Annotated in this window: 22 protein-coding genes; 3 read left to right on the plus strand and 19 right to left on the minus strand. The window is 29.1% G+C overall.

All coding sequences use genetic code 11. The annotated features are described in order from the left end of the window. Positions 1-70 precede the first annotated feature (70 nt). The 11 genes from ftsY to pta form a co-directional block, all read right to left on the minus strand. Positions 71-982 (minus strand): signal recognition particle-docking protein FtsY, encoded by a 912-nt coding sequence (gene ftsY / locus RYO54_RS01755; RefSeq protein ID WP_315114908.1) that lies wholly within the window; start codon positions 980-982, stop codon positions 71-73. Further along, positions 982-4551 carry a chromosome segregation protein SMC gene (gene smc, locus RYO54_RS01760; RefSeq protein WP_315114909.1) on the minus strand — a complete coding sequence of 1190 codons (3570 nt, stop codon included), beginning with the start codon at positions 4549-4551 and terminating at the stop codon, positions 982-984. The genes ftsY and smc overlap by 1 nt, the downstream gene beginning before the upstream one ends. Positions 4552-4787: 236 nt before the next feature. Continuing rightward, positions 4788-5048, minus strand: a complete 261-nt coding sequence (locus RYO54_RS01765; RefSeq protein WP_315114911.1) for a stage V sporulation protein S — start codon at positions 5046-5048, stop codon at positions 4788-4790. A gap of 80 nt (positions 5049-5128) precedes the next feature. Beyond that, the gene (locus RYO54_RS01770; RefSeq protein WP_315114913.1) at positions 5129-6217 is read right to left on the minus strand and encodes a radical SAM protein; all 1089 of its coding nucleotides are present in this window, start codon (positions 6215-6217) and stop codon (positions 5129-5131) included. Then, a complete protein-coding gene (rnc, locus tag RYO54_RS01775) occupies positions 6210-6911 on the minus strand; it encodes a ribonuclease III (RefSeq protein WP_315114914.1) in 702 nt (233 codons plus the stop codon). The genes RYO54_RS01770 and rnc overlap by 8 nt, the downstream gene beginning before the upstream one ends. A gap of 128 nt (positions 6912-7039) precedes the next feature. Continuing rightward, the gene (gene acpP / locus RYO54_RS01780) at positions 7040-7273 is read right to left on the minus strand and encodes an acyl carrier protein (protein ID WP_315115073.1); all 234 of its coding nucleotides are present in this window, start codon (positions 7271-7273) and stop codon (positions 7040-7042) included. Between the two features lie 39 nt (positions 7274-7312). Then, positions 7313-8341 (minus strand): phosphate acyltransferase PlsX, encoded by a 1029-nt coding sequence (plsX, locus tag RYO54_RS01785; RefSeq protein WP_315114915.1) that lies wholly within the window; start codon positions 8339-8341, stop codon positions 7313-7315. Positions 8342-8460: 119 nt separating this feature from the next. Further along, positions 8461-8643, minus strand: a complete 183-nt coding sequence (gene rpmF, locus RYO54_RS01790) for a 50S ribosomal protein L32 (protein ID WP_216437171.1) — start codon at positions 8641-8643, stop codon at positions 8461-8463. 13 nt (positions 8644-8656) lie between these two features. Further along, entirely contained in the window at positions 8657-9154 is a 498-nt protein-coding gene (locus RYO54_RS01795) for a DUF177 domain-containing protein (protein ID WP_315114920.1), read from the minus strand. Between the two features lie 69 nt (positions 9155-9223). Next, positions 9224-10420 carry an acetate kinase gene (locus RYO54_RS01800; protein ID WP_315114922.1) on the minus strand — a complete coding sequence of 399 codons (1197 nt, stop codon included), beginning with the start codon at positions 10418-10420 and terminating at the stop codon, positions 9224-9226. Positions 10421-10460: 40 nt separating this feature from the next. Next, entirely contained in the window at positions 10461-11453 is a 993-nt protein-coding gene (pta, locus tag RYO54_RS01805) for a phosphate acetyltransferase (protein WP_315114924.1), read from the minus strand. A 262-nt stretch (positions 11454-11715) separates the two neighbouring features. Here pta and RYO54_RS01810 point away from each other — a divergent pair, with 262 nt between their 5' ends. Both RYO54_RS01810 and ylbJ read left to right on the plus strand, forming a co-directional pair. Next, positions 11716-12933 (plus strand): nucleotidyltransferase, encoded by a 1218-nt coding sequence (locus tag RYO54_RS01810; RefSeq protein ID WP_315114926.1) that lies wholly within the window; start codon positions 11716-11718, stop codon positions 12931-12933. Between the two features lie 78 nt (positions 12934-13011). Beyond that, positions 13012-14169: a sporulation integral membrane protein YlbJ gene (ylbJ, locus tag RYO54_RS01815; protein ID WP_315114928.1), complete on the plus strand. Its 1158-nt coding sequence runs from the start codon at positions 13012-13014 to the stop codon at positions 14167-14169. Between the two features lie 6 nt (positions 14170-14175). Here ylbJ and RYO54_RS01820 read toward each other — a convergent pair whose 3' ends face one another. The 6 genes from RYO54_RS01820 to RYO54_RS01845 all read right to left on the minus strand — a co-directional run bounded on the left by RYO54_RS01820 (position 14176) and on the right by RYO54_RS01845 (position 20313). After that, positions 14176-14703 carry an ATPase gene (locus tag RYO54_RS01820; RefSeq protein ID WP_315114930.1) on the minus strand — a complete coding sequence of 176 codons (528 nt, stop codon included), beginning with the start codon at positions 14701-14703 and terminating at the stop codon, positions 14176-14178. A gap of 12 nt (positions 14704-14715) precedes the next feature. Continuing rightward, entirely contained in the window at positions 14716-15198 is a 483-nt protein-coding gene (coaD, locus tag RYO54_RS01825) for a pantetheine-phosphate adenylyltransferase (protein WP_315114932.1), read from the minus strand. A gap of 2 nt (positions 15199-15200) precedes the next feature. Then, complete coding sequence (gene rsmD / locus RYO54_RS01830; protein ID WP_315114934.1) at positions 15201-15761, minus strand: 16S rRNA (guanine(966)-N(2))-methyltransferase RsmD; 561 nt, start codon at positions 15759-15761, stop codon at positions 15201-15203. 433 nt (positions 15762-16194) lie between these two features. Continuing rightward, complete coding sequence (gene recG / locus RYO54_RS01835) at positions 16195-18231, minus strand: ATP-dependent DNA helicase RecG (RefSeq protein ID WP_315114936.1); 2037 nt, start codon at positions 18229-18231, stop codon at positions 16195-16197. A gap of 91 nt (positions 18232-18322) precedes the next feature. Then, positions 18323-19948, minus strand: a complete 1626-nt coding sequence (locus RYO54_RS01840; RefSeq protein WP_315114938.1) for a DAK2 domain-containing protein — start codon at positions 19946-19948, stop codon at positions 18323-18325. Positions 19949-19962: 14 nt separating this feature from the next. Beyond that, positions 19963-20313: an Asp23/Gls24 family envelope stress response protein gene (locus RYO54_RS01845; protein ID WP_315114940.1), complete on the minus strand. Its 351-nt coding sequence runs from the start codon at positions 20311-20313 to the stop codon at positions 19963-19965. 203 nt (positions 20314-20516) lie between these two features. Here RYO54_RS01845 and rpmB point away from each other — a divergent pair, with 203 nt between their 5' ends. Next, entirely contained in the window at positions 20517-20708 is a 192-nt protein-coding gene (rpmB, locus tag RYO54_RS01850; protein ID WP_315114942.1) for a 50S ribosomal protein L28, read from the plus strand. A gap of 46 nt (positions 20709-20754) precedes the next feature. On the opposite strand, the gene spoVM is transcribed toward rpmB, so the two are convergent. Together spoVM and RYO54_RS01855 are read right to left on the minus strand one after the other, a co-directional pair. Next, positions 20755-20823, minus strand: coding sequence for a stage V sporulation protein SpoVM (spoVM, locus tag RYO54_RS20175; protein ID WP_216438250.1), 69 nt, complete (start codon positions 20821-20823; stop codon positions 20755-20757). Between the two features lie 16 nt (positions 20824-20839). Next, complete coding sequence (locus RYO54_RS01855) at positions 20840-20995, minus strand: hypothetical protein (RefSeq protein WP_315114944.1); 156 nt, start codon at positions 20993-20995, stop codon at positions 20840-20842. Between the last annotated feature and the right edge of the window lie 56 nt (positions 20996-21051).

Here is a 21051-nt window from a genome sequence, read left to right on the forward strand (position 1 = left end):
AACGAATTATATAATAACAAATAAAAAAAAGACTGTCAAGTACTTTTACTTAACAGCCATAAAATATTTTTTAAAATAATGCTTCTACAAAATCCTGTGGGTTGAATTCCTGTAAATCTTCAAGGCCTTCGCCCACTCCGATGAGTTTTACCGGAATATCTAAAGCATGTTTAATTGAAATTACTATTCCACCTTTGGCTGTTCCATCTAATTTAGTCAATATTATTCCATCTATCTTACACACTTCCATGAATTGCTTTGCTTGTTGTACGGCATTTTGCCCTGTAGTTGCATCTAAAACTAAATAAGTATGTTTAGTTGCATTAGAGTACTCTCTTTCAATTATTCTGTTTATCTTTCCTAATTCATCCATTAAGTTCTTTTTATTATGTAGTCTTCCTGCAGTATCACAAACCAAAACATCAGTTCCACGGGCTTTAGCTGCCTGAATTCCATCATATACTACGGCTGCTGGATCTGATCCTTCTTGATGTTTAACTATATCTACACCAGCCCTTCTACTCCATACTTCAAGCTGATCAATAGCTGCAGCTCTAAAAGTATCCCCTGCAACCATTAAAACCTTATATCCTTCATTTTTAAGCTTATTGGATATTTTGCCAATTGATGTAGTTTTTCCAACACCATTGACTCCAACAACAAGCATTATCTCAGGAGTTTTTTCAGGTATTATAGTACCATTTTCTTCGCCTAACATCTCCACTAGAACTTCTTTTAAACATGGTTTTACTTCGCTTACTTCTTTTATTTTGTTTTCTTTAATTTTTTCTTTTAATCTATCAATTATTTCTAAGGATGTCTCTACTCCTATATCTGAAGTAATTAATATTTCTTCTAATTCTTCAAATAGCTCTTCATCAATTGTCACATATAAATTTAGCATTTCGCTTATTTTATCTGTAAAATTATCTTTAGTCTTTGACAATCCTTCTTTTAGTTTATTAAAAAATCCTCCGAACATTATACAGCACTCTCCTTTAAATCTATTGAAATAACCTTTGAAACACCTTTTTCCTCCATAGTAACACCATATAATACATCACTAGCTTCCATAGTTCCTTTTCTATGAGTAATGACGATAAATTGAATATTATTAGAAAATTCCCTTAAAAAGTCTGCATATCTTTTAACGTTAGCATCATCTAATGCCGCCTCAATTTCATCTAATATACAAAAGGGTGTAGGTTTCATTTTAAGTATTGCAAATAATAGAGCAATAGCAGATAAAACTTTTTCACCACCAGACATTAAGTTTATATTTTGAAGTTTTTTACCCGGTGGCTGGACATTTATCTCAATATTTCCTTTTAATAAGTCCTGTGAAGATAGGATTAAATCTGCACTGCCTCCTTTAAATAATTCTTTAAAGGTTTCATCGAATAACTTTCTTAAAATATTGAAATTATCATTAAAAACTTTTTCCATATTGTTTGTCAATTCTTCAATTAGAACCAATAACTCTTCCTTTGCTTTAATCAAATCTTCCTTTTGGCCATCTAGAAAAGTAAACTTTTCCTTTATTTCTTTATATTCTTCTATGGCACCTACGTTCACCGTTCCTAAGGAAGATATTTTATTTTTTAGTTCAGTTATATTTTTTTTATAACTGGATATATCATGGATATTTTCTTTAAAATCTAATGCTTCATCTAAAGTTAAACCTATTTCTTCATTTAACTTTAACAATAGATTGTTGTTTTCGCTCTCTAACTTAGCTAAATTAACTTGTAACCTATTGTATTCAGATTCTTTTTTGTTTTTTAAGATATAATTTTCCTCTAATCTACTATGTATTTCATTTAGCTTTTCTTTAGCTTTTATTATTTCTATTTCTTTATCTTTATAAGTCTCTTCAAGCTCTTTTAACAGTTTATCAATAGTATTACACATTAATTTATTGTCGTCTATTTTAGCTATGTATTCATTAATATTATTAGTTCCTTTAGTTATATTCTCTTGTAATTGAAAATATTTATGGTTTAATTCTTCTATTTCTTTATCTAATCTCACTAATTCCTTTAGTTTCCCAGTTATTATTTCATCTAGTTGAGCTTTTCTTATTTTTTCCTCTGTAAGTTTATCTTTAAAATTATTTACTTTTTCTTCGCAAATTTTTAATTCACTTTCCATAGTCACTATACTATTTGAATTTTCTTCTTCTTTTGACTTTAGTTCTGTTAAGTAAGCATTTTTTTCACTTATAGATTTTTCATTTTTTTCTACATCTTCTTTTACTTTTTCTACCTCTGTATTCCACACATTAAGTCTATTTTTTAATTTTATATTTTCATTTTGTATATTAGATAATTTTTCTTTTAATTTCGCCTCTTCAATATTCTCGCCATATATTAAATCTTTTAAATTCATGCATTCTTCATCAAGTTTTTTTAGATTTTCCTTATGAATTGTAATTAAATCCTGGGTTTCCTTTATAGATGAAATTAAAGTATTTATATTCTCCTTCATTTCTTCTATTTCTCTTTTTCTTCCTATAACACTGGTGTTTTTAGATTTTGAAGCACTTCCACCTGTTAAAGATCCGCCTACATTTATTACTTCTCCAGATAAAGTTACAATTTTATAGCTATAATCAGTAACTTTTGCTATATTTAAAGCGCTATCCATGTCATTACATATGATAGTTCTTCCTAAAGCAAATTCTATAGCGTTTTTAAATTTACTATCATATTTTAATAACTGACTTCCTATACCTAAGTACCCTTCTATATTAGTGACGTTGTTTTTTAAATTAACACTTCTACCTTTAATAATATTTAAGGGTAAAAAAGTTGCTCTACCTAGATTGTTTTTCTTTAAATGTTCTATCAATATTCTACTTATTTTTTCATCTGGAGTTATTATATGAGAAATAGAAGCTCCTAGTGCTATTTCTATAGCAGTTTCGTATTTTTTTTCTACCTCAATTATCTCACCTAAGACAAAAGTATTTCCATAAGCTTCCTTAATTATTCCTTTACTAATATGGTTCATAATGCTTTTAACAGATCTATTATATCCTTCATAGGAATTTTGAAGATTAGATAGTAAAGTATAATTTGCTTCTAGACCATTATACTTATTATTATAAAGTCGTAGCTTATTTTCATCCTCCGATAATAAAGCTTTCAAATTATCCATTTCTCTTTTATATTTTTTAATTAAAGTCTCATACTCCGAGATTTTATTTCCGATTTTTACTAGTTCTTCATCGATAATTTTTGCAGTATTATTATTTATTTTTAATGAATTTATACTACTCTCATAAGAAGCTTTTAAATTATCCTTTTTAGTATTTAAAATCTCAATATTATTTTCAATTATTGAGATTTGATTATTAACATTAGAAATGGAACTTAATATCTCAATCTGCTCATTTTTATATTTTTTTATTTTGGTCAATCCATCTTCAATAGATGAATTTAGATTAATTATTTGAGTTTCATACTCTACAATAGTCCCGTTTAAATTTCTTTGCTCTTGCTGAAGAGCACTCGCTTTAGTTTCTTCTTCATTTTTATTTTTTTTAATGGTTTGTATTTTTGTTTCCATTGTACCTATTTCTTTTGTTGAACTTTCAATAAGTATTTTTGTATTACTTATCCTCTCTTGTAGAATATTTATTTCATTTGTCAAAGAATTTTCTTCTTCTTTTTTAAAATAGTATTGGTTTTTTTCTTTAGAAATTAAATTATCTAATTCTTCTAGTTTTTTATTCCAGTTATTTATATCATTTTTATAATTAAGTTCCTTTGATTCTAATAAATTTAGTTCTTCTTTAAATTTATTTGTATTAGACAATAGACTGTCAATTTCCTTAGTGACAGTATCTAAGCTGTGCATTATTATATTTATCTCTTTAGATTTTAATTCATTACTTAAAGTTAAAAAAGTTTTAGCTTTTTCACTTTCTATTTTCAATGGATCTAATCTTTCTTCATAGGTAGATAATATATCTTTTATTCTAGTTAAATTTACTTCTGTACTCTCTAGTTTTTTTTCTCCTTCTTCTTTCCTTTTTTTAAATTTTACTATGCCAGCTGCTTCTTCTAATAAAGATCTTCTTTCTTCTGGTTTTCCACTTAATATAGCATCTATTTTACCTTGTCCTATAATTGAATATCCTTCTTTACCTATACCTGTATCCATAAAAAGTTCTTGTATATCTTTTAATCTACATTGAGTATTATTTATATAGTATTCGCTGTCACCAGAACGATATATTCTTCTAGATACCGTTACATCATTATACTCTAAAGGCAATTCACCGCTAGAATTATCTAAAGTTAGGGAGACTTGCGCTAAACCTAAAGGTTTTCTAAATTGCGTTCCAGCAAAGATTACATCTTCCATTTTTCCTCCCCTTAAAGTTTTAACGCTTTGTTCTCCTAAAACCCACCTTATAGCATCAGATATATTACTTTTTCCACTGCCATTAGGTCCAACTATGGCAGTTATACCCTCTTTAAAGTTTAGTTCCGTTTTATTAATAAAGGATTTAAAGCCTCTAATTTCAATTGATTTTAATTGCATACTGTCACTCTCTCCCTATCTTATCAACATAGTAGGAACTAGGCTTAAAATAAATGAAGCTAAAAGTATATAAACCATTATCTTTTGAATTTTTTCTCTTTTATGTTTTTTCATTTAACTCACCTCAGATGTATTTCATTTAACATTATATAAGTTTATAATATACTCACAAAAATATCAATCCAAAAATAAAAACCATGCTGTAGCACGGTTTTTACTTTATATACATATATAAATTATCTTGGTTCTACTATAAATTTAATAGCTGTTCTCTCTTCCCCTTCGATACTAACTTCTGAAAATGCCGGTACAACTACTAAATCGATTCCATTTGGTGCTACAAATCCCCTTGTTATTGCAATTGCTTTTACTGCTTGGTTTACAGCACCTGCGCCTACAGCTTGAATTTCAGCAAAACTCTTTTCTTTAATAGCTGCAGCCAATGCACCTGCTACTGATTTTGGTTCTGATTGAGCTGATACCTTTAATATTTCCATAGATAACTCCTCCCCATAAATACATTAAAAATTAAGTACAATGTTATTTTATATAATTTATATATTCTATAGTATTTATTCTATAAATTTCTAAAATTTCCTTCTTTATATTTTTGCCAAATATATGTACTAATCGACAGGCTATGTTCTTCGCCGTTCAACCATATTTTTAGCATATCTTTGTTTAAGTTTTCATCTGCTATTACTTTTATTACAGGGAGGTTTAATTTATTTAGCATGTTTTTATAATATTGCTTTTTATTACTATATAATTTAGATAAAACTTTATTGTTTATAGCTATCTTTATTGAAAGGGCTTTTTTATTTAATAAAAATTCATATATCATATCGTTAAGTATACTGCTTTCTACTAATTCTCTAAAGGCAGGATGGAAAGGTCCTTCTACTATCTCTTTTCCAACATTTATTTCTTCTGTAGGCTGTAATCCAACTCTTATAACATTAATTCCATTAGCTACTAGCATTATATATATAATCTTAGATATTTCTACCCCTTCTCCTAGGGTATATGGTACGTAGGTTTTATTCCTGTACATAACTTCCATAGGAGTGTCTTTAACTACAAGTGAAGGATAAATTCTACATAAATCTGGTTTCAAATTTATTATTTTTTCCGTAGTTTCTATGTCTTTTTTAAAGTTATCCATTGGAAGCCCTAGCATAATTTGATGCCCTAATGTAAATCCATACTCTTTTATAAGTTGAGAGGCTCTTATTACATCTTTTTCTGTATGTCCTCGTCCTGAATGTTTTAACACTTCATCATCCATAGACTGAACACCTAATTCAATAATATCTACACCATAGCTTTTTAAGTTGTCCAATATAGTATTATCTATATAATCTGGTCTAGTTGATAGTCTTATGTATCGTATACGTCCAGCATCTTTATATCTTTTAGCTACACTTAACAACTTCCTCTGCTTATTAATATCTATAGCTGTAAAAGTACCTCCAAAGAAAGAAACCTCGATAATTGAATTGTTATTATCTATAGTATTTAGATATGTATTTATAGTATCTTCAGCATATTTTTCGTCTACCTTAATTACATTACCAGTTATAGCATCTTGGTTGCAAAACACACAATTATGTGGACAGCCTTCGTGAGGCACGAAAATAGGAATTATATAATGTTTTTTATTCATTTTTCTCCTCCATGTTCTTTACTGCTTCTTTAGCTGCGTTTTGTTCAGCTTCTTTTTTGCTATAACCAGTACCTGCTCCTAATATTTTATCTTCAATCATTACTTCTGTATAAAACTTTCGTCTATGTGGAGGTCCCTCATATTTTACTAAATTATAATTTATATTAATCTCACCATTTTCCTGTAATTTTTCTTGAAGCTTAGTTTTATAATCTAATACTATTTCATCACTCATCGCTCTATCAATTATGACTCTAAAATTAGATAGTATAAAAGGTTTTATAAAATCTATGCCTCTATCCAAATAAATAGCAGCTATTATAGCTTCAACACAATCAGCTAAAATTGATACTCTCTCTCTCCCACCTGTTAACTCTTCGCCTCTACTCATGTTTATGTATCTACCTAATTGCCATTTTTGAGCAATATCAAACAGTGAATTTTCACAAACTATCAAAGCTCTTTTTCTAGATAGTTCTCCCTCAGATTTATCTAGATAATTGATATATAGATATTCTGTAATTACCAACTGTAATACAGAGTCTCCAAGAAACTCTAATCGTTCATTAAACTCAATGTTTTTCTTTTGATTTGCATAGGAGCTATGAGTTATAGCGGTAAAAAGTAAATCTTCATTTTTAAATATAACTCCTAATTTATATTCTATTTCTTTAACTTGTCTTCTTTTGTCCATATTTAACTTAACTCCTTTTCCAGAGTTTATTATTCAATTTGACATATTATTAATAATTTATGGCTAATTCAATAATAAACTAATAACCAAATATAAATTTAAAGCCCCGTTTAATACGGGGACTTTAATTACTCTTCAACATTAGCCTTTATGTAATCTACCACATCGCCAACTGTGGAAATTTTTTCAGCCTCTTCATCTGGTATTTCTAAATCAAATTCAGTTTCTAATGCCATTATTAATTCAACAACATCTAGTGAATCTGCTCCTAAATCATCTATAAATGAAGATTCCATTGTAATTTCTTCTGAGTCTATTCCTAATTGTTCAGAAATTATATTTTTAACTTTTTTAAATATCATTAATTTCACCTCCCCGAAAAATCATATATTTAGATAATATTACATAATATCCATAGCGTCAATATTTTGGATATCATTTGACTTTATAATTTCTTCTTTAATATTACTTATGATGTTATTATTATGGAAAATTATACATTGTTTTATTGCGTTTTTAAAAGCTAAACTATCAGAAGAGCCATGAGCTTTAATACATATTCCATCTACGCCTAAAAAAGCTGCTCCTCCATATTCTTTGTAATTAAATTTTTTCTTTATGTTTTTAAAGGCTGGTTTTAATAATAGTCCGCCAACTTTACCCAAAGTTGAACTTGTTATTTCATTTTTTATAACATCGAATAAAGTAGCAGCAGTGCCCTCAAACATTTTTAGAACAGTATTGCCAGTAAATCCATCACAAACTAAAACATTTACATCTCCTTTAGGAATCTCTCTAGGTTCTATATTGCCCACAAAATTCAATCTTGATTCCTTAAGTAATGGATAAGTAGCTTTTGTGAGTTCATTTCCTTTTTCTTCTTCTGTTCCTATGTTTATTAAACCAACTGATGGATTTTCAACTTTTAAAATCTTTTCAAAGTATATTTTGCCCATTAATGCAAACTGAAGTAAGTTCTTAGGTTTACACTCTGCGTTAGCCCCTACATCTATAACCATGAAAGGAGCATTTTTACCAGGCATAACAGGCGCTAATGCAGGCCTATCGATTCCTTTTATTCTTCCTACTATAAAAAGTGATCCTGCCATAAAAGCTCCTGTGCTTCCAGCAGAAATAATGCCGTCTGCCTTCTTTTCTTTAACTAAATTTAATGCTTTAACTAAGCTTGAATCTTTTTTTCTCCTAATAGCCATAACGGGAGATTCATTTGGATCTATAACTTCTTTAGCATCTATGACTGATATTTTATTTGTGTCGTATTTATATTTATGTAACTCTTTAAGAATTAATTCTTCATTTCCTGTAATTATTATTTTTATGTCTTCAAATTCCGTTATAGCTTCAACGCAACCTGCAACAACTTCCTTCGGTGCAAAATCTCCTCCCATGCCATCCACTGCAATTATCATAAAGGTTCACATCCTTTCAAAAGAAATCATGCTTCTCTAGGTCAAAATTATATATCAAAAATTTAGTAATTACAATACAAAATAATTTAAAAAAATAAAAGAAAGTCCAAAGACTTTCTTTATTTTTCAGTTGAAACAACTTCTTTACCTTTATAATATCCACAGCTTTTACATATTCTATGTGCAAGCTTCATTTCGTGACACTGAGGACATTCTACTATTCCTGGTGCACTTAATTTGAAAGTTTGAGCTCTTCTTGAATCTCTTTTAGATTTTGAAGTTTTTCTCGCTGGATTTCCCACAGTAAACACCTCCTTAATTAGATGAAAAGAAATTTTTAAGCTTTGCTAATCGCGGGTCAATGTCATTTTCTCCGCAATTACATGCAGAATTATTAAGGTTTACTCCACAATTTGGGCATAAACCCTTGCATTCCTCATTACAAAGTCTTCTAATTGGTAATGATACAATAATATTATTCTCTATTATTTCAGTAATGTCAATGACATCACCTTCAATAAAGATGTAATCATCATCTTTATTTTCCTCTTTAGATAATTTTTCCTCAATAGGAATTTCCACTTCCTTAGCAAACTTAGCTAAGCATCTCGAACATGTAAGTTCAAGTGTGGTTGTGACAGTACCATTAAGGCTTATTGTATCTTCTATTAAATTAAATTCACCTTCAAATTTAATAGGCTTTAGAAATGCTATGTATTCAATACCATCATAGAATCCCTTTTCCTCCATGGTAATATCTATATCCTTTTTAGTAATTGTCTTTTTTAATAAATCGGATAAATCAACTATCATATATTACTCACCTCAATGTTATAGCCACAATTTATTATATAAAGATGATGATTAAAAGTCAAGATTTATTTATTTTTCCACAATTTCTTTAGTATCTCTAGCAATCATTAACTCTTCATCTGTTGGTATTACATAAACTTTTACCTTTGAATCTTCAGTGCTAATTACTTTAGAGAATCCTCTTCCTTCATTGTTCTTCTTTTCGTCTATTTTGAATCCTAAGAATTCTAGACCTTTACATATTTCGCTTCTGCTTGCAGCTGAATTTTCTCCTAAGCCTGCAGTAAATACAATGCAGTCAACTCCGCCCATTAAAGCTGCATATGATCCAATAAATCTCTTAACTCCGTTATGGAATATATCTAATGCTAATTGAGATCTATGTTCTCCTTTTTCAGCAGCTTCTTCTATATCTCTAAAGTCACTGCTTACTCCTGAAACTCCATAAACACCTGATTTTTTGTTAAGCATGTCATTAATTTCATCAATGGACATATTTAATTCTTTCATTAAGAAAGGTATAATTGCTGGGTCGATATTACCAGATCTTGTTCCCATAGCTATTCCTTCAAGAGGAGTGAATCCCATACTAGTATCTATAGATTTGCCGCCGTCAACAGCACAAATACTTGCACCATTTCCTAAGTGACAAGTTATTGTTTTTAAATCTTTTATATCCTTTTCCATAAGTTCTGCTGCCATCATTGATACAAATCTATGAGATGTACCGTGGAAACCATATCTTCTTACTCCATATTTCTTATATAGTTCATATGGTATAGGGTATATATAAGCATGCTCTGGAATAGTCTGATGGAAAGCTGTATCAAATACTGCAACCATAGGAGTATTTGGCATTAAGCCTTTGCATGCGTTTATTCCTATTATATTTGGTGGATTATGCAGTGGAGCTAATTTTACACAATCTTCTAATGATTTCATAACTTCATCATCAATTAAAACAGAGTTTGCATATTTTTCTCCACCATGAACAACTCTATGTCCTACTGCTGAAATTTCAGACATATCTTTTATAACTCCATGTTTTTCGTCAATTAAAGCACCTAAAACTAATTTTATAGCATCTTTATGATCTTTCATTGGTTGTTCTATTATATATTTTTCGTCATTTGCCTTTTGAGTAAGTATTGAGCCTTCTATACCTATTCTTTCTACTAATCCTTTAGCAAGTGCATTTTCACTTGTCATATCTATTAACTGATATTTTAATGATGAACTTCCACAATTTATTATTAATATTTTCAATTGATATTCTCCTTCCTGATTTCAAAAATGTTTATTTTAATTACTGAGCTTGAACAGCTGTAACAGCTACAACGTTTACTATATCTTCTGCGCTACATCCTCTAGATAAGTCATTTATAGGTTTAGCAAAACCTTGTGTTATTGGTCCTATAGCTTCTGCATTTGCAAATCTTTGCACTAATTTATATCCAATATTTCCTGCCTGTAGATCAGGGAATACAAGTACGTTAGCTTTTCCAGCTACTGGGCTATTTGGTGCCTTTAAGCTAGCTACTGATTGTACAATTGATGCATCTAACTGAAGTTCTCCATCAATATCTAAATCAGGTCTTTGTTCTTTTGCTAATGCTGTTGCAGTTCTCACCTTATCAACTAATTCGTGTTGCGCGCTTCCCATTGTAGAGAATGAGAGCATTGAAACTTTTGGTTCCATTCCACATAATTTTTTAGCAGTTTCTGCAGTTGATATCGCAATTGAAGCTAATTCTTCTGCGTTTGGGTTTGGATTAACAGCGCAGTCTGCAAAAAGAAGTAAACCTTCTTTTCCATAATTAGATCCAGGAACATACATTATAAATGTACTTGAAACAACGGATGTTCCTGGAGCTGTTTTAACTATTTGAAGTCCTGGTCTTAATAAGTCTCCGGTTGTATGTATTGCACCAGAAACCATTCCATCCGCATCTTCTAGTTTAACCATCATAGTTCCAAAATATAATGGATCTTGAATTATTTTTTCTGCTTTTTCTAAGGTAATCCCTTTATTTTTTCTAAGTTCATAAAGAACTTTTGCATATTCAGCTGTTTTTTCAGAAGTAGCAGGATCAATTATCTCAGCTCCTTCAACACTAACGCCTAATTCACTTGCCATTTTATTTATGTTAGATTCATTTCCTACTAACACTACATCAGCAAGGCCATTTTTTGTAATCATTTCACAAGCTTTAATATTTCTTTCTTCCTCACCTTCTGGAAGTACAATTCTTTTTCTGTTAGATTTGGCCTTCTGCCAAATTTCATCCATTAACTTCATTAAAAATTCTCCTCTCGGTTATAATATTACTACACACATATATAATATAAGACTTTTTATGTACTCTTTTCAAGTATATTATTAAATTTTTTTATACACAAATGCTTTTTATGTACGTATTATTTACACAATATTCTTTCAAAAGTATAGTTTATATCCATAAAAGTGTTAATAATATATCAAACCTTTGAATGCCTGTTACAAATCACTTATAATATTATTAGCAGAAATTAGTTTAAATATTATGAATGGAGGAATAAATTTGAATATAACTGGAATTATAGTGGAATATAATCCATTACATAATGGACATTTATATCATATAGAAAAATCTAAAGAGACAACTTCTTCTGATGGCATAATTGCTGTTATGAGTGGTAACTTTGTTCAGCGAGGTACTCCTTCGCTCGTAGACAAGTGGACCAGAGCAAAGATGGCATTATTAAATGGTGTAGATTTGGTAATTGAATTACCTGTGCTATATAGTCTTTCCTCAGCAGAATTTTTTGCTTTTGGAGGGGTAACCTTACTTGATTCAATAGGCGTTGTTAACAATCTATGCTTTGGAAGTGAAAGCGGAGATATATCGTCAATTTTTAATATAGCAAAAGTTTTGTTAGAAGAACCTAGAGTTTTCAAAGAGAATTTAAAAGAAAATTTAGATAATGGGGTCACATTTCCTGTAGCGAGAGCTAATGCTTTGCATTCATATTTCGCAAAAGAAGAGAAACATTGTCTTCAATTTAACAATTTATTAGATACTGCTAATAACATTTTGGCAGTAGAATACTGCAAAAGTTTATTAAAAATAAATAGCAATATTACTCCTTATACTATTAAAAGAGAAGGCGGAACTTATAATTCTATGGATTTGCAGGATAAATTTTCCAGTGCATCTGCCATAAGAAATCATATCAAAAATTCTGGGAACTTAAAAGAACTTGAAAATCATATGCCGAAAAGCGTTTTAAACATATTAATGGAGCTTAAAGATTTAAACCACTCCTTTCCTTTTGAAGAAGAGATGTTACCTTTTATCAAGCATAAATATTTTAGCGTAGGAGATGGATTAGAGAATCTACCTGATGTATCTGAGGGGCTACATAATAGGATTTATCGGTCGTTAAATGAAAGTGCTTCACTGGATGATACTATGCTTAATATTAAAACAAAAAGATATACCTACACTAGAATAAGTAGAATATTATGTCAATACTTTATAGGCTTTGATACTATAGATACTTACTCTCTAAGGAAAGAGCCTTGCCCTTACGCTCGAATACTGGGATTTAATAAAAAAGGTAGTGAGATTTTAAAAACAATGAAAAAGAAATCATCCATACCTCTATATACTAAAATGCCTAAAGAAATAAGTCCTACTCTTCACTTAGACATAAAAGCCACTAAATGCTATAGTCTTATTAATAAATATTGCAATCCATTAAGTGACTTTAAAAACATGCCTATAATTTTAGATTAATATTAGTACAATATAATGTAATAAATAAAGCTCCTTTAAATATATATAATATAAATCATTTATTAAAGGAGTTTTATTTTGATATTATTAATATACCTTGGCTTAATACTAGGTTTTGCCCTACTATACTTCTTGCTTAAAGATAAGTCTATATTAATTATTTTATTATGTTCATTTATAATTATAAATTTTATAACTAATCCTGATTTATGTATAAAAGGCTCCTTATTAGGAAGCCAACTATTTTTTTATAAGGTTTTTCCTTCTATATTTCCATTTTTGATAATAACTAATATTATTATGAGTTTTAATGGCATCGATTTGTATTCAAAGATTTTTGGTAAAGTATTATGCTATCCATTAAGGCTCCCAAAAGAGAGTAGTTTTGTATTATTAGTAAGTTTGTTATGTGGGTATCCTCTAGGTGCAAAATATTCTTGTGAGCTATATGAACGAAAAATAATTGATTATAAAACATGCAGTAGGTTGATTAATATTGCTTCTAATGCTAGTCCGCTATTTATAGTTGGATCAGTAGGTGTAGCTATGTTAAATGATAAAAACTTAGGATATATACTATTATTAGGAAATTATCTTTCATGTTTTCTTATCTCTTTTATTATTAGAGGAGAACCTCTTAATTACATAAATAAGAAAAAACATGTCTCTACTACTCATAAGATAAAAAATTTTGGGGACATACTTAAAAATTCCATAGAGAACTCAATAAATACTTCTCTTTCTATCGGTGGTTTCATAATTATCTTTACCATAATATCGAACATATTAAAAAATAGTATTGCAATCAATACTATTTTAAAAAATTTAAGTTCTCTATTTAAAATTGACCCTGCAATATTAGAGGGTTTAACTTTTGGAATGGTTGAAATGACAAATGGATGTAATATTATAGCTTCTACTAGCTTAGATAACGGAGTAAAAGTACTCTTTATTGGTTTTCTATTAGGTTTTAGTGGAATTTGTATTATTTGGCAATGTGGTTCTTTTATGAGCAAGCACGGCTTTTCTCTATGGAACTATAGTAAATATAAAATATTTCAAGGAATTTTTAGCTCAATATGCTCTTATGTACTATATAAACTAATATTAGCTCCTAAAAGCCTTCCAACGTTTAGCTCTGCTTCTCCAAATAATATAAATTCAATGATATTTTTAGCAATAATATTTATATTAATATTACCTAATATTATTTATAGATTTAAGAAACAATTTTAATACTTACTACTTGTTCATATTTTTCAATTCTTTAATATTTTCTCTAATTACTTCAGTAGTAGTATTAATATCAGAAGTTATAGCTTTATAATAGTTTCCCATTTCCATTTGGAGATTATTTAACATTTTATCACTATTTTCAGTAAGCTCTTTTTCTAATTGGCATAGAATTTCATGAGCATAATCCCTTGCTCCTAGTCTCATTACCTTTGCATCTCTTTGGGCTGAAGATATTATCTCTTCAGCTCTCATTTTAGCTTCTCTAGTAATATCATGATTTTCTATTTGTCTTTTTAATAACTCTATATTTTCTTTTTTTAAAGTTTCAGCCTCTCTAACAGCCTCGCTTAAAATTTTTTCTTTTTCCTCATACACCCATTTAGCTTTTTTAAATTCTTCGGGTAAGTGAGTCATTATTTTATCTATAACATCCAAAACCTCTTTTTTGTCTATCATAACCTTCCCCGTCATAGGAACCTTTGAGGAAGTTTCAACAATATCTGCAAGATAATCTAATAATTTAATTACATCCATTTATAATACCTCCTACTTGCCACGAAATTTTAGCATAATGTCTTCAATTATTTCATCAGGTACTAAATCTTTAATGCATCCTCTAAAGGCAGCAACTTGCTTTACTGAGGATGAACTCAAATATGAATATTCAGAGGAAGTCATCATAAATAATGTTTCTATGTGTGGATTTAACTTTTTATTAATTAAACTCATTTGAAATTCATATTCAAAATCTGATATTGCTCTTAGACCTTTAATTATTACTTTTATATTACTTTTATTCATATAATCTACTAACAAACCACTAAAGCTTTCGACTTTAACGTTAGGGATATGCTTGGTAACTCGTTTTATTAGTTCAACTCTTTCATCTATGGAGAACAATCCTTTTTTATCTGGATTAACTAGAACAATAACGATAACTTCATCAAATATTGTGGCAGCTCTTTCTATTATATTTAAATGTCCATTAGTTATTGGGTCAAAGCTACCTGGGTAAACTGCAATATTCATTTTTAATCCTCCTTGTATCTATAAAAACAAATTGTTGTATTACCATATTTTCTATGATTAGTTAGTTTTATGTTATCTGTTCCTAAAAATATTTCCTCGCTTGAATCTATTTTTGTAACTATTAAGCCATCTTTATTTAATAGGTTATTTTGATCAATATCTTCAATTGCAGGTGGTATCATATCTTTTAAATAAGGAGGATCTATAAATATTAAATCAAATACAATTCCTTTTTTATAAAACAATTTTAATGCATCATAGGCACTCATATTTAAACATTCACATTTATCTTCAAAGTTTAAATTCTTAACGTTTTCTTTCAAATATTTAAAAGTCACGTCACCTTTATCAATTAAATAGCATTTTTTAGCTCCTCTACTTACTGCTTCTAATCCTAAGCTTCCTGTTCCTGAAAATAAATCTACGGCTATAGTATTATCGTGTACATCGTTTTGAATTATATTAAATATATTTTCCTTTACTCTATCTAATGTTGGCCTTGTTCCCATTCCTTCTGGTGATAATATTTTTCTTCCTTTAGCAAGACCTGAAATTATTCTCATATTTTTTTCCTCCTTGTGTAAAATCCTGAAGTCTTTAATTTATTGTTTATAATATTTTAGCATATTTGAATAGTTAATACAAAGATATTTTATATAAGACAAATTTAGATATTTAATACAAAGATATTTAATACAAGACAAAAGGGAGGAATAAATCCTCCCCTTTATCTTTATTACTTTACCATGTGATTAAATACAGAACTAATATTGGTAAACTAATCTGTTTATACCTTAATTAATTTAGATGCTTCTCACAAAACATAGTGAGAAGCGAACCTACGCTCCTGGTATATCCTCTTCAATTTCCCATTTCGCTCCGTCTCCCATGGTGAACACCTCCGATTTTTTTGTTTGTGTTAAACCTTTGGTGTAATATTATATTAACCAAAATCATAAAACAATAAACATGTAATTATTAAGAGTAAAAACAATATTAATTAAAGCATATATATCTTGCATTACTTTCCAATCTTTTCATTATATATTTGATGATATTTTTATCTAAGGAATTGTCACTTCTCCATATTAATTTTGCATCTTCATGAGCCAGCTTAAAAGCTTCAATATCATCTATTATGTTGCATAATAGAAATTCTTCAGTACCGTGCTGTTTGAAACCAAAAATTTCTCCACTGCCTCTTAATTTAAAATCCTGGTCTGCAATAAAAAAGCCATCATTGCTCTTTATCATAGTTTCCATTCTTTTCTTAGTTATATCGCTTTTAATTTCTCCTACCAATATGCAATAGGATTTTTTACTTCCTCTACCAACCCTACCTCTTAGCTGATGAAGCTGGGCTAATCCAAATCTTTCTGCGTTTTCTATTATCATTAAAGTAGCATTAGGGACATTAACTCCAACTTCTATTACTGTTGTAGCTATTAAAGCCTTTATTTTCCCTTCTTTAAACTCATTCATTATATTATTTTTTTCTTTAGAAGGCATTTTACCATGCAATATAGCCATAGGTATATCTTTAAAATATTTATTATTTAATTCCTCATATAAATATTCTACAGAAGTTAGTTCTAAATTTTCATTTTCTTCTACTAAAGGACATACAATATAAACTTGCCTACCCTCTTTTATTTCTTTTAAAGCAAAAGAATAAGCTCTATTTTTTTCATTAGCCTTTATAAAATATGTATCAATTTTTTGTCTTCCTGGTGGTAATTGATCTATAATTGAGACTTCTAAGTCACCATATAAATATAAAGCCAATGTTCTAGGAATTGGTGTAGCTGTCATAACTAAAGTATCTGGATTTTCACCTTTATTAATAAGTTTGCTTCTCTGCGTCACACCAAATCTATGTTGCTCATCAGTAATTATAAATCCCAAATTATTAAACTCAACATCATCTTCTAAAAGAGCATGAGTACCTATTACCATATGTACTCTCCCATCTTTTAAGTCCTTTTTTATCTCCGCTTTTTCTTTTGCACTTATATTACCACATAATAACTTTATATTAAGATTAAAATCTTTTAAAATTTTATTCGTTTCCTCAAAATGTTGCTGAGCTAATATTTCTGTAGGTGCCATAAAAGCTACTTGATATCCATTCATTATTATATTGAATGCGGAAATTATTCCCACGATGGTTTTTCCACTTCCTACATCTCCTTGTACTAATCTGTTCATAACTACAGCTTTCTTTTGATCAATTAAAATCTCTCTTATAGCTTTGTTTTGTGCTTCTGTTAATTGAAAAGGTAAATTCTCTTTTAAGTTTTTTAAGCTATCCGATATGTTAAAAGATATACCTTTAGAATTATTTCTCATATTTTTCAACATAGCTATTTTTAAAGAGTAAGTAAAAAGCTCTTGATATTTTAAGCGTCTTTTACTTTCAAATAATTCTGTTTTATTTTTAGGATAATGTATATTACTGATTGCTTCGTTTAAATTTATAAAGTCATGCTTATCTATTATCCATTTAGGTAGATTTTCTTCTATTTCTACTTTCTTTAATACTTCATTAATTAATTTCATGAATGTAGAATTAGTTATTCCGTTTTTTAAAGAGTAAACAGGTTCTATGCTTTCTTCATTTTCTAAAAGTTGTTCTTTTAAAACTTTAGGATTAGTTAGTATTTTTTCATTTTTGTATACATTTATTTTTCCTTTTAAAGTATATTCATTATTCAATATAAAGCTGTTTTTAATATAAGGCTGATTAAACCATTTGCATTTTATATTATTATTTCCATCTGTAAATATAATAGTGGTGATTGTTTTTCCTCCAGGTATTCGTATGTCTTTTTTTATATCTATGACTTTACATATAACTATAACTTCTTCTTTATCCTTTCCATCATTAAAATTATTACATTTATTGTATTCTTTATAATCTCTTGGAAAATAGAGAAGTAGATCCATTACAGTATAAATACCACAATCTTCTAAGACTTTTTTTGTCTTAGGTCCTACACCTTTTACATAACTAACATTGCTATATACATCCATAATATCACTCCACTTACACTTCTCTTAAATAAAAAAAGCCTTGTGGCTTTTTTTATAATAGATGATAATTTATTATATATAAGTTCATTATTTATTCTACAGAAAAAATGAAATAATATAAAGGTTGTTTTCCGTTATAACATTGAATGTCTAAATCTTCGTATTCATTTTCTAACTCATCAACAAATTTAAGAACTTCTTCTTCATTACAATCTTCACCGTAGAAAATTGTAATAAGCTCAGCATCTTCATTAACCATTGATTTAATTAAATCTCTGCAAACCTCAAAGATATCATTACCAGTTTCTTTTATTTTACCCTCAACTAATCCTATTATATCCCCTTCTTTAATAACCTTTCCATCCATTTCTGTATCTCTAACGGCATAAGTGATGGATCCAGTTCCTACATTTGAAATGGCCTCTTCCATGCTTTTAACATTTTCTTCTGCTTCAACCTCTCCATTAAAAGCAGTAATCGCAGTAATTCCTTGTGGTATTGTTTTTGTAGGTATTACAAATACTTTCTTATCAGATAATTCTGCTGCTTGAGTTGCTGCCATTATTATATTTTTATTGTTTGGTAAAACAAATATATTTTCAGCATTTATCTTATTTACAGCATTTAAAATATCCTCTGTACTAGGATTCATAGTCTGACCACCTTCTATAACGAAGTCAACACCTAAATCCGTGAAGATATTCTTAATTCCCTCTCCTAATGCCACAGAAATAAAGGCAAATTCTTTCTTTTCCTCATTTGTTTCTTCTATAATATTTTCGGATTCCTCCATAATATGTTTATGCTGTTCTCTCATATTATCTATTTTAATTTTTGATAGAGAACCTAGTTTTATTGCTTTAGATAAAACTAATCCTGGATCATTGGTATGAATATGTACTTTAACTAATCCTTCTCCTCCTACAACTAGCATTGAGTCACCATGCTGTGCTATATCATTTTTAAATTCATCTATATCAATATTATGTGATACTACAAAGAATTCTGTACAGTATCCAAACTCTATATTTTGTTCTCCAAAATCCTTAATTTTAGATTCACTAGTTGACTCATTAGTGGACTCAATTATAGATAAAGATTTTAAATCCTTATCTAATACTTCGTACATTCCTTTTAAAATAATAAGTAATCCTGCCCCGCCAGCATCTACAACTTTAGCTTGTTTGAGGACAGGTAGCATTTCAGGTGTCTTATCTAAAGTTATCTTACTATAAGAGCACACCTCTTCCATAAGGCTTTTAATATCCTTATGTTTACTTTTAATAGCTGCTTCTCCAGCTGCCTTTACAATAGTTAAAATGGTTCCTTCTGTTGGCCTCATAACAGCCTTATAAGCAGACTTTGAACCTTCTAAAAATGCATTAGCTAATTCTTCTGAATTAACTTCAGTCTTATCTTCTAATCCTTTTGCTATTCCTCTAAGTATTTGAGATAATATTACTCCTGAGTTTCCTCTTGCTCCCATTAAAGCACCTTTAGCAAGGCTCTTCGCAATAACTCCTATTGGTTCATTGTCCATACCTTTTATTTCAGAAACTGCTGATTTAAATGTCATTGACATATTAGTTCCAGTGTCACCATCTGGCACTGGAAAAACATTTAAAGAATTAACATAGTCTTTACTTTCTTCAAGCTTATTACTTCCGTTTATCATCATATTGTAAAAATGATGTCCATTAATCATTAAGTATTCCATTCTTAGCTACCTCCTTAGACCCTAACACCTTGCACATTTACTGTTATATTTGAAACCTTTAATCCTGTGTAGTTTTCTACAGTATATTTTACCTTTTGAATTATGTTGCTTGCTATAACAGATATTTTTGTGCCATATTCAACTATTATATATAATTCAATAAATAATTTATTATCTTTTGAATTTATTTTAACACCTTTACTTAGACTTTCACCTTTTAGCAATTCCCATAATCCGTCAGTAGCATTTTTAGATGCCATACCAACTACACCATAGCACTCCATTGTAGACACTCCAATTATATTTCCTAATACCTCTTCAGAGAAATTAATATATCCATAATTATTAGAAATGTTTCCTATCATAGTTAACCCTCCTTATGCTTAAAGCCTTAAACCTATTTTATATTAAATATGGAATTTATTCAAGGAAATATATGATAATTGTATTATATTCTTGAATTAAATGATAGATTGCTATTGCAAAAATTATGTTAGTTATGATAGAATAATATACGTCCGAATTGAGAAGATTTTACTCTTGTCAATTTGTAAAGGAGGTGTTTTTAATGTCAAGGAAATGTGAAGTTTGTGGAAAAGGCGTAGTAGCTGGAGTTCAATACAGCCACTCACACCGTCAGTCAAAAAGAACTTGGGCTCCAAACCTAAAAAGAATAAAGGCAATAGTTAAGGGAACACCTAAAACTATACATGTTTGTACAAGATGCCTACGTTCTGGCAAGGTTCAACGTGCTATATAAGTAAAAAATGCAATTGATTTCAATTGCATTTTTTTTAAGTATTATTTTATTTTCTTAGTATAAATTTTATTATTGAAGATAAGAATTTAGGAAGTTTTATAGCCACAATCTTCATAAGACACACCTCGCCACTATTTGTATTGCTGAATTAAACACCAGCCAAGATATATTAGTCCTACACCTACAGCGATTATCCATCCCCAAATAGGGATAATAAATGTTACTACTATTCCCATCCCTATGGAACCAATAATTAGTCCCAACTTTGATTTAACTTTCTTTTTCATTCTTTACATTATTATCCCTTCCAAAATTACTTATGCTATTATTATATGCCTACTAT

The organism is uncultured Clostridium sp. (assembly GCF_963515715.1).
In the GTDB taxonomy this organism is placed as follows: Bacteria; Bacillota; Clostridia; order Clostridiales; family Clostridiaceae; genus Clostridium_AW.

Excerpts from the sequence above, each read along its gene's own strand:
- RYO54_RS01770 (WP_315114913.1), bottom strand. The coding sequence starts at position 6,217 with ATGAATAAAAAACATTATATAATTCCTATTTTCGTGCCTCACGAAGGC.
- smc (WP_315114909.1), bottom strand. The coding sequence starts at position 4,551 with ATGCAATTAAAATCAATTGAAATTAGAGGCTTTAAATCCTTTATTAAT.
- RYO54_RS01765 (WP_315114911.1), bottom strand. The coding sequence starts at position 5,048 with ATGGAAATATTAAAGGTATCAGCTCAATCAGAACCAAAATCAGTAGCA.
- pta (WP_315114924.1), bottom strand. The coding sequence starts at position 11,453 with ATGAAGTTAATGGATGAAATTTGGCAGAAGGCCAAATCTAACAGAAAA.
- rpmB (WP_315114942.1), top strand. The coding sequence starts at position 20,517 with ATGTCAAGGAAATGTGAAGTTTGTGGAAAAGGCGTAGTAGCTGGAGTT.
- acpP (WP_315115073.1), bottom strand. The coding sequence starts at position 7,273 with ATGATATTTAAAAAAGTTAAAAATATAATTTCTGAACAATTAGGAATA.
- rsmD (WP_315114934.1), bottom strand. The coding sequence starts at position 15,761 with ATGAGAATAATTTCAGGTCTTGCTAAAGGAAGAAAAATATTATCACCA.
- RYO54_RS01855 (WP_315114944.1), bottom strand. The coding sequence starts at position 20,995 with ATGAAAAAGAAAGTTAAATCAAAGTTGGGACTAATTATTGGTTCCATA.
- ftsY (WP_315114908.1), bottom strand. The coding sequence starts at position 982 with ATGTTCGGAGGATTTTTTAATAAACTAAAAGAAGGATTGTCAAAGACT.
- coaD (WP_315114932.1), bottom strand. The coding sequence starts at position 15,198 with ATGAATATTGCAGTTTACCCAGGTAGCTTTGACCCAATAACTAATGGA.
- RYO54_RS01845 (WP_315114940.1), bottom strand. The coding sequence starts at position 20,313 with ATGATAGGAAACATTTCTAATAATTATGGATATATTAATTTCTCTGAA.
- plsX (WP_315114915.1), bottom strand. The coding sequence starts at position 8,341 with ATGATAATTGCAGTGGATGGCATGGGAGGAGATTTTGCACCGAAGGAA.
- RYO54_RS01840 (WP_315114938.1), bottom strand. The coding sequence starts at position 19,948 with ATGGAATACTTAATGATTAATGGACATCATTTTTACAATATGATGATA.
- RYO54_RS01820 (WP_315114930.1), bottom strand. The coding sequence starts at position 14,703 with ATGGATGTAATTAAATTATTAGATTATCTTGCAGATATTGTTGAAACT.
- RYO54_RS01795 (WP_315114920.1), bottom strand. The coding sequence starts at position 9,154 with ATGATAGTTGATTTATCCGATTTATTAAAAAAGACAATTACTAAAAAG.
- recG (WP_315114936.1), bottom strand. The coding sequence starts at position 18,231 with ATGGATGTATATAGCAATGTTAGTTATGTAAAAGGTGTAGGACCTAAG.
- rnc (WP_315114914.1), bottom strand. The coding sequence starts at position 6,911 with ATGGACAAAAGAAGACAAGTTAAAGAAATAGAATATAAATTAGGAGTT.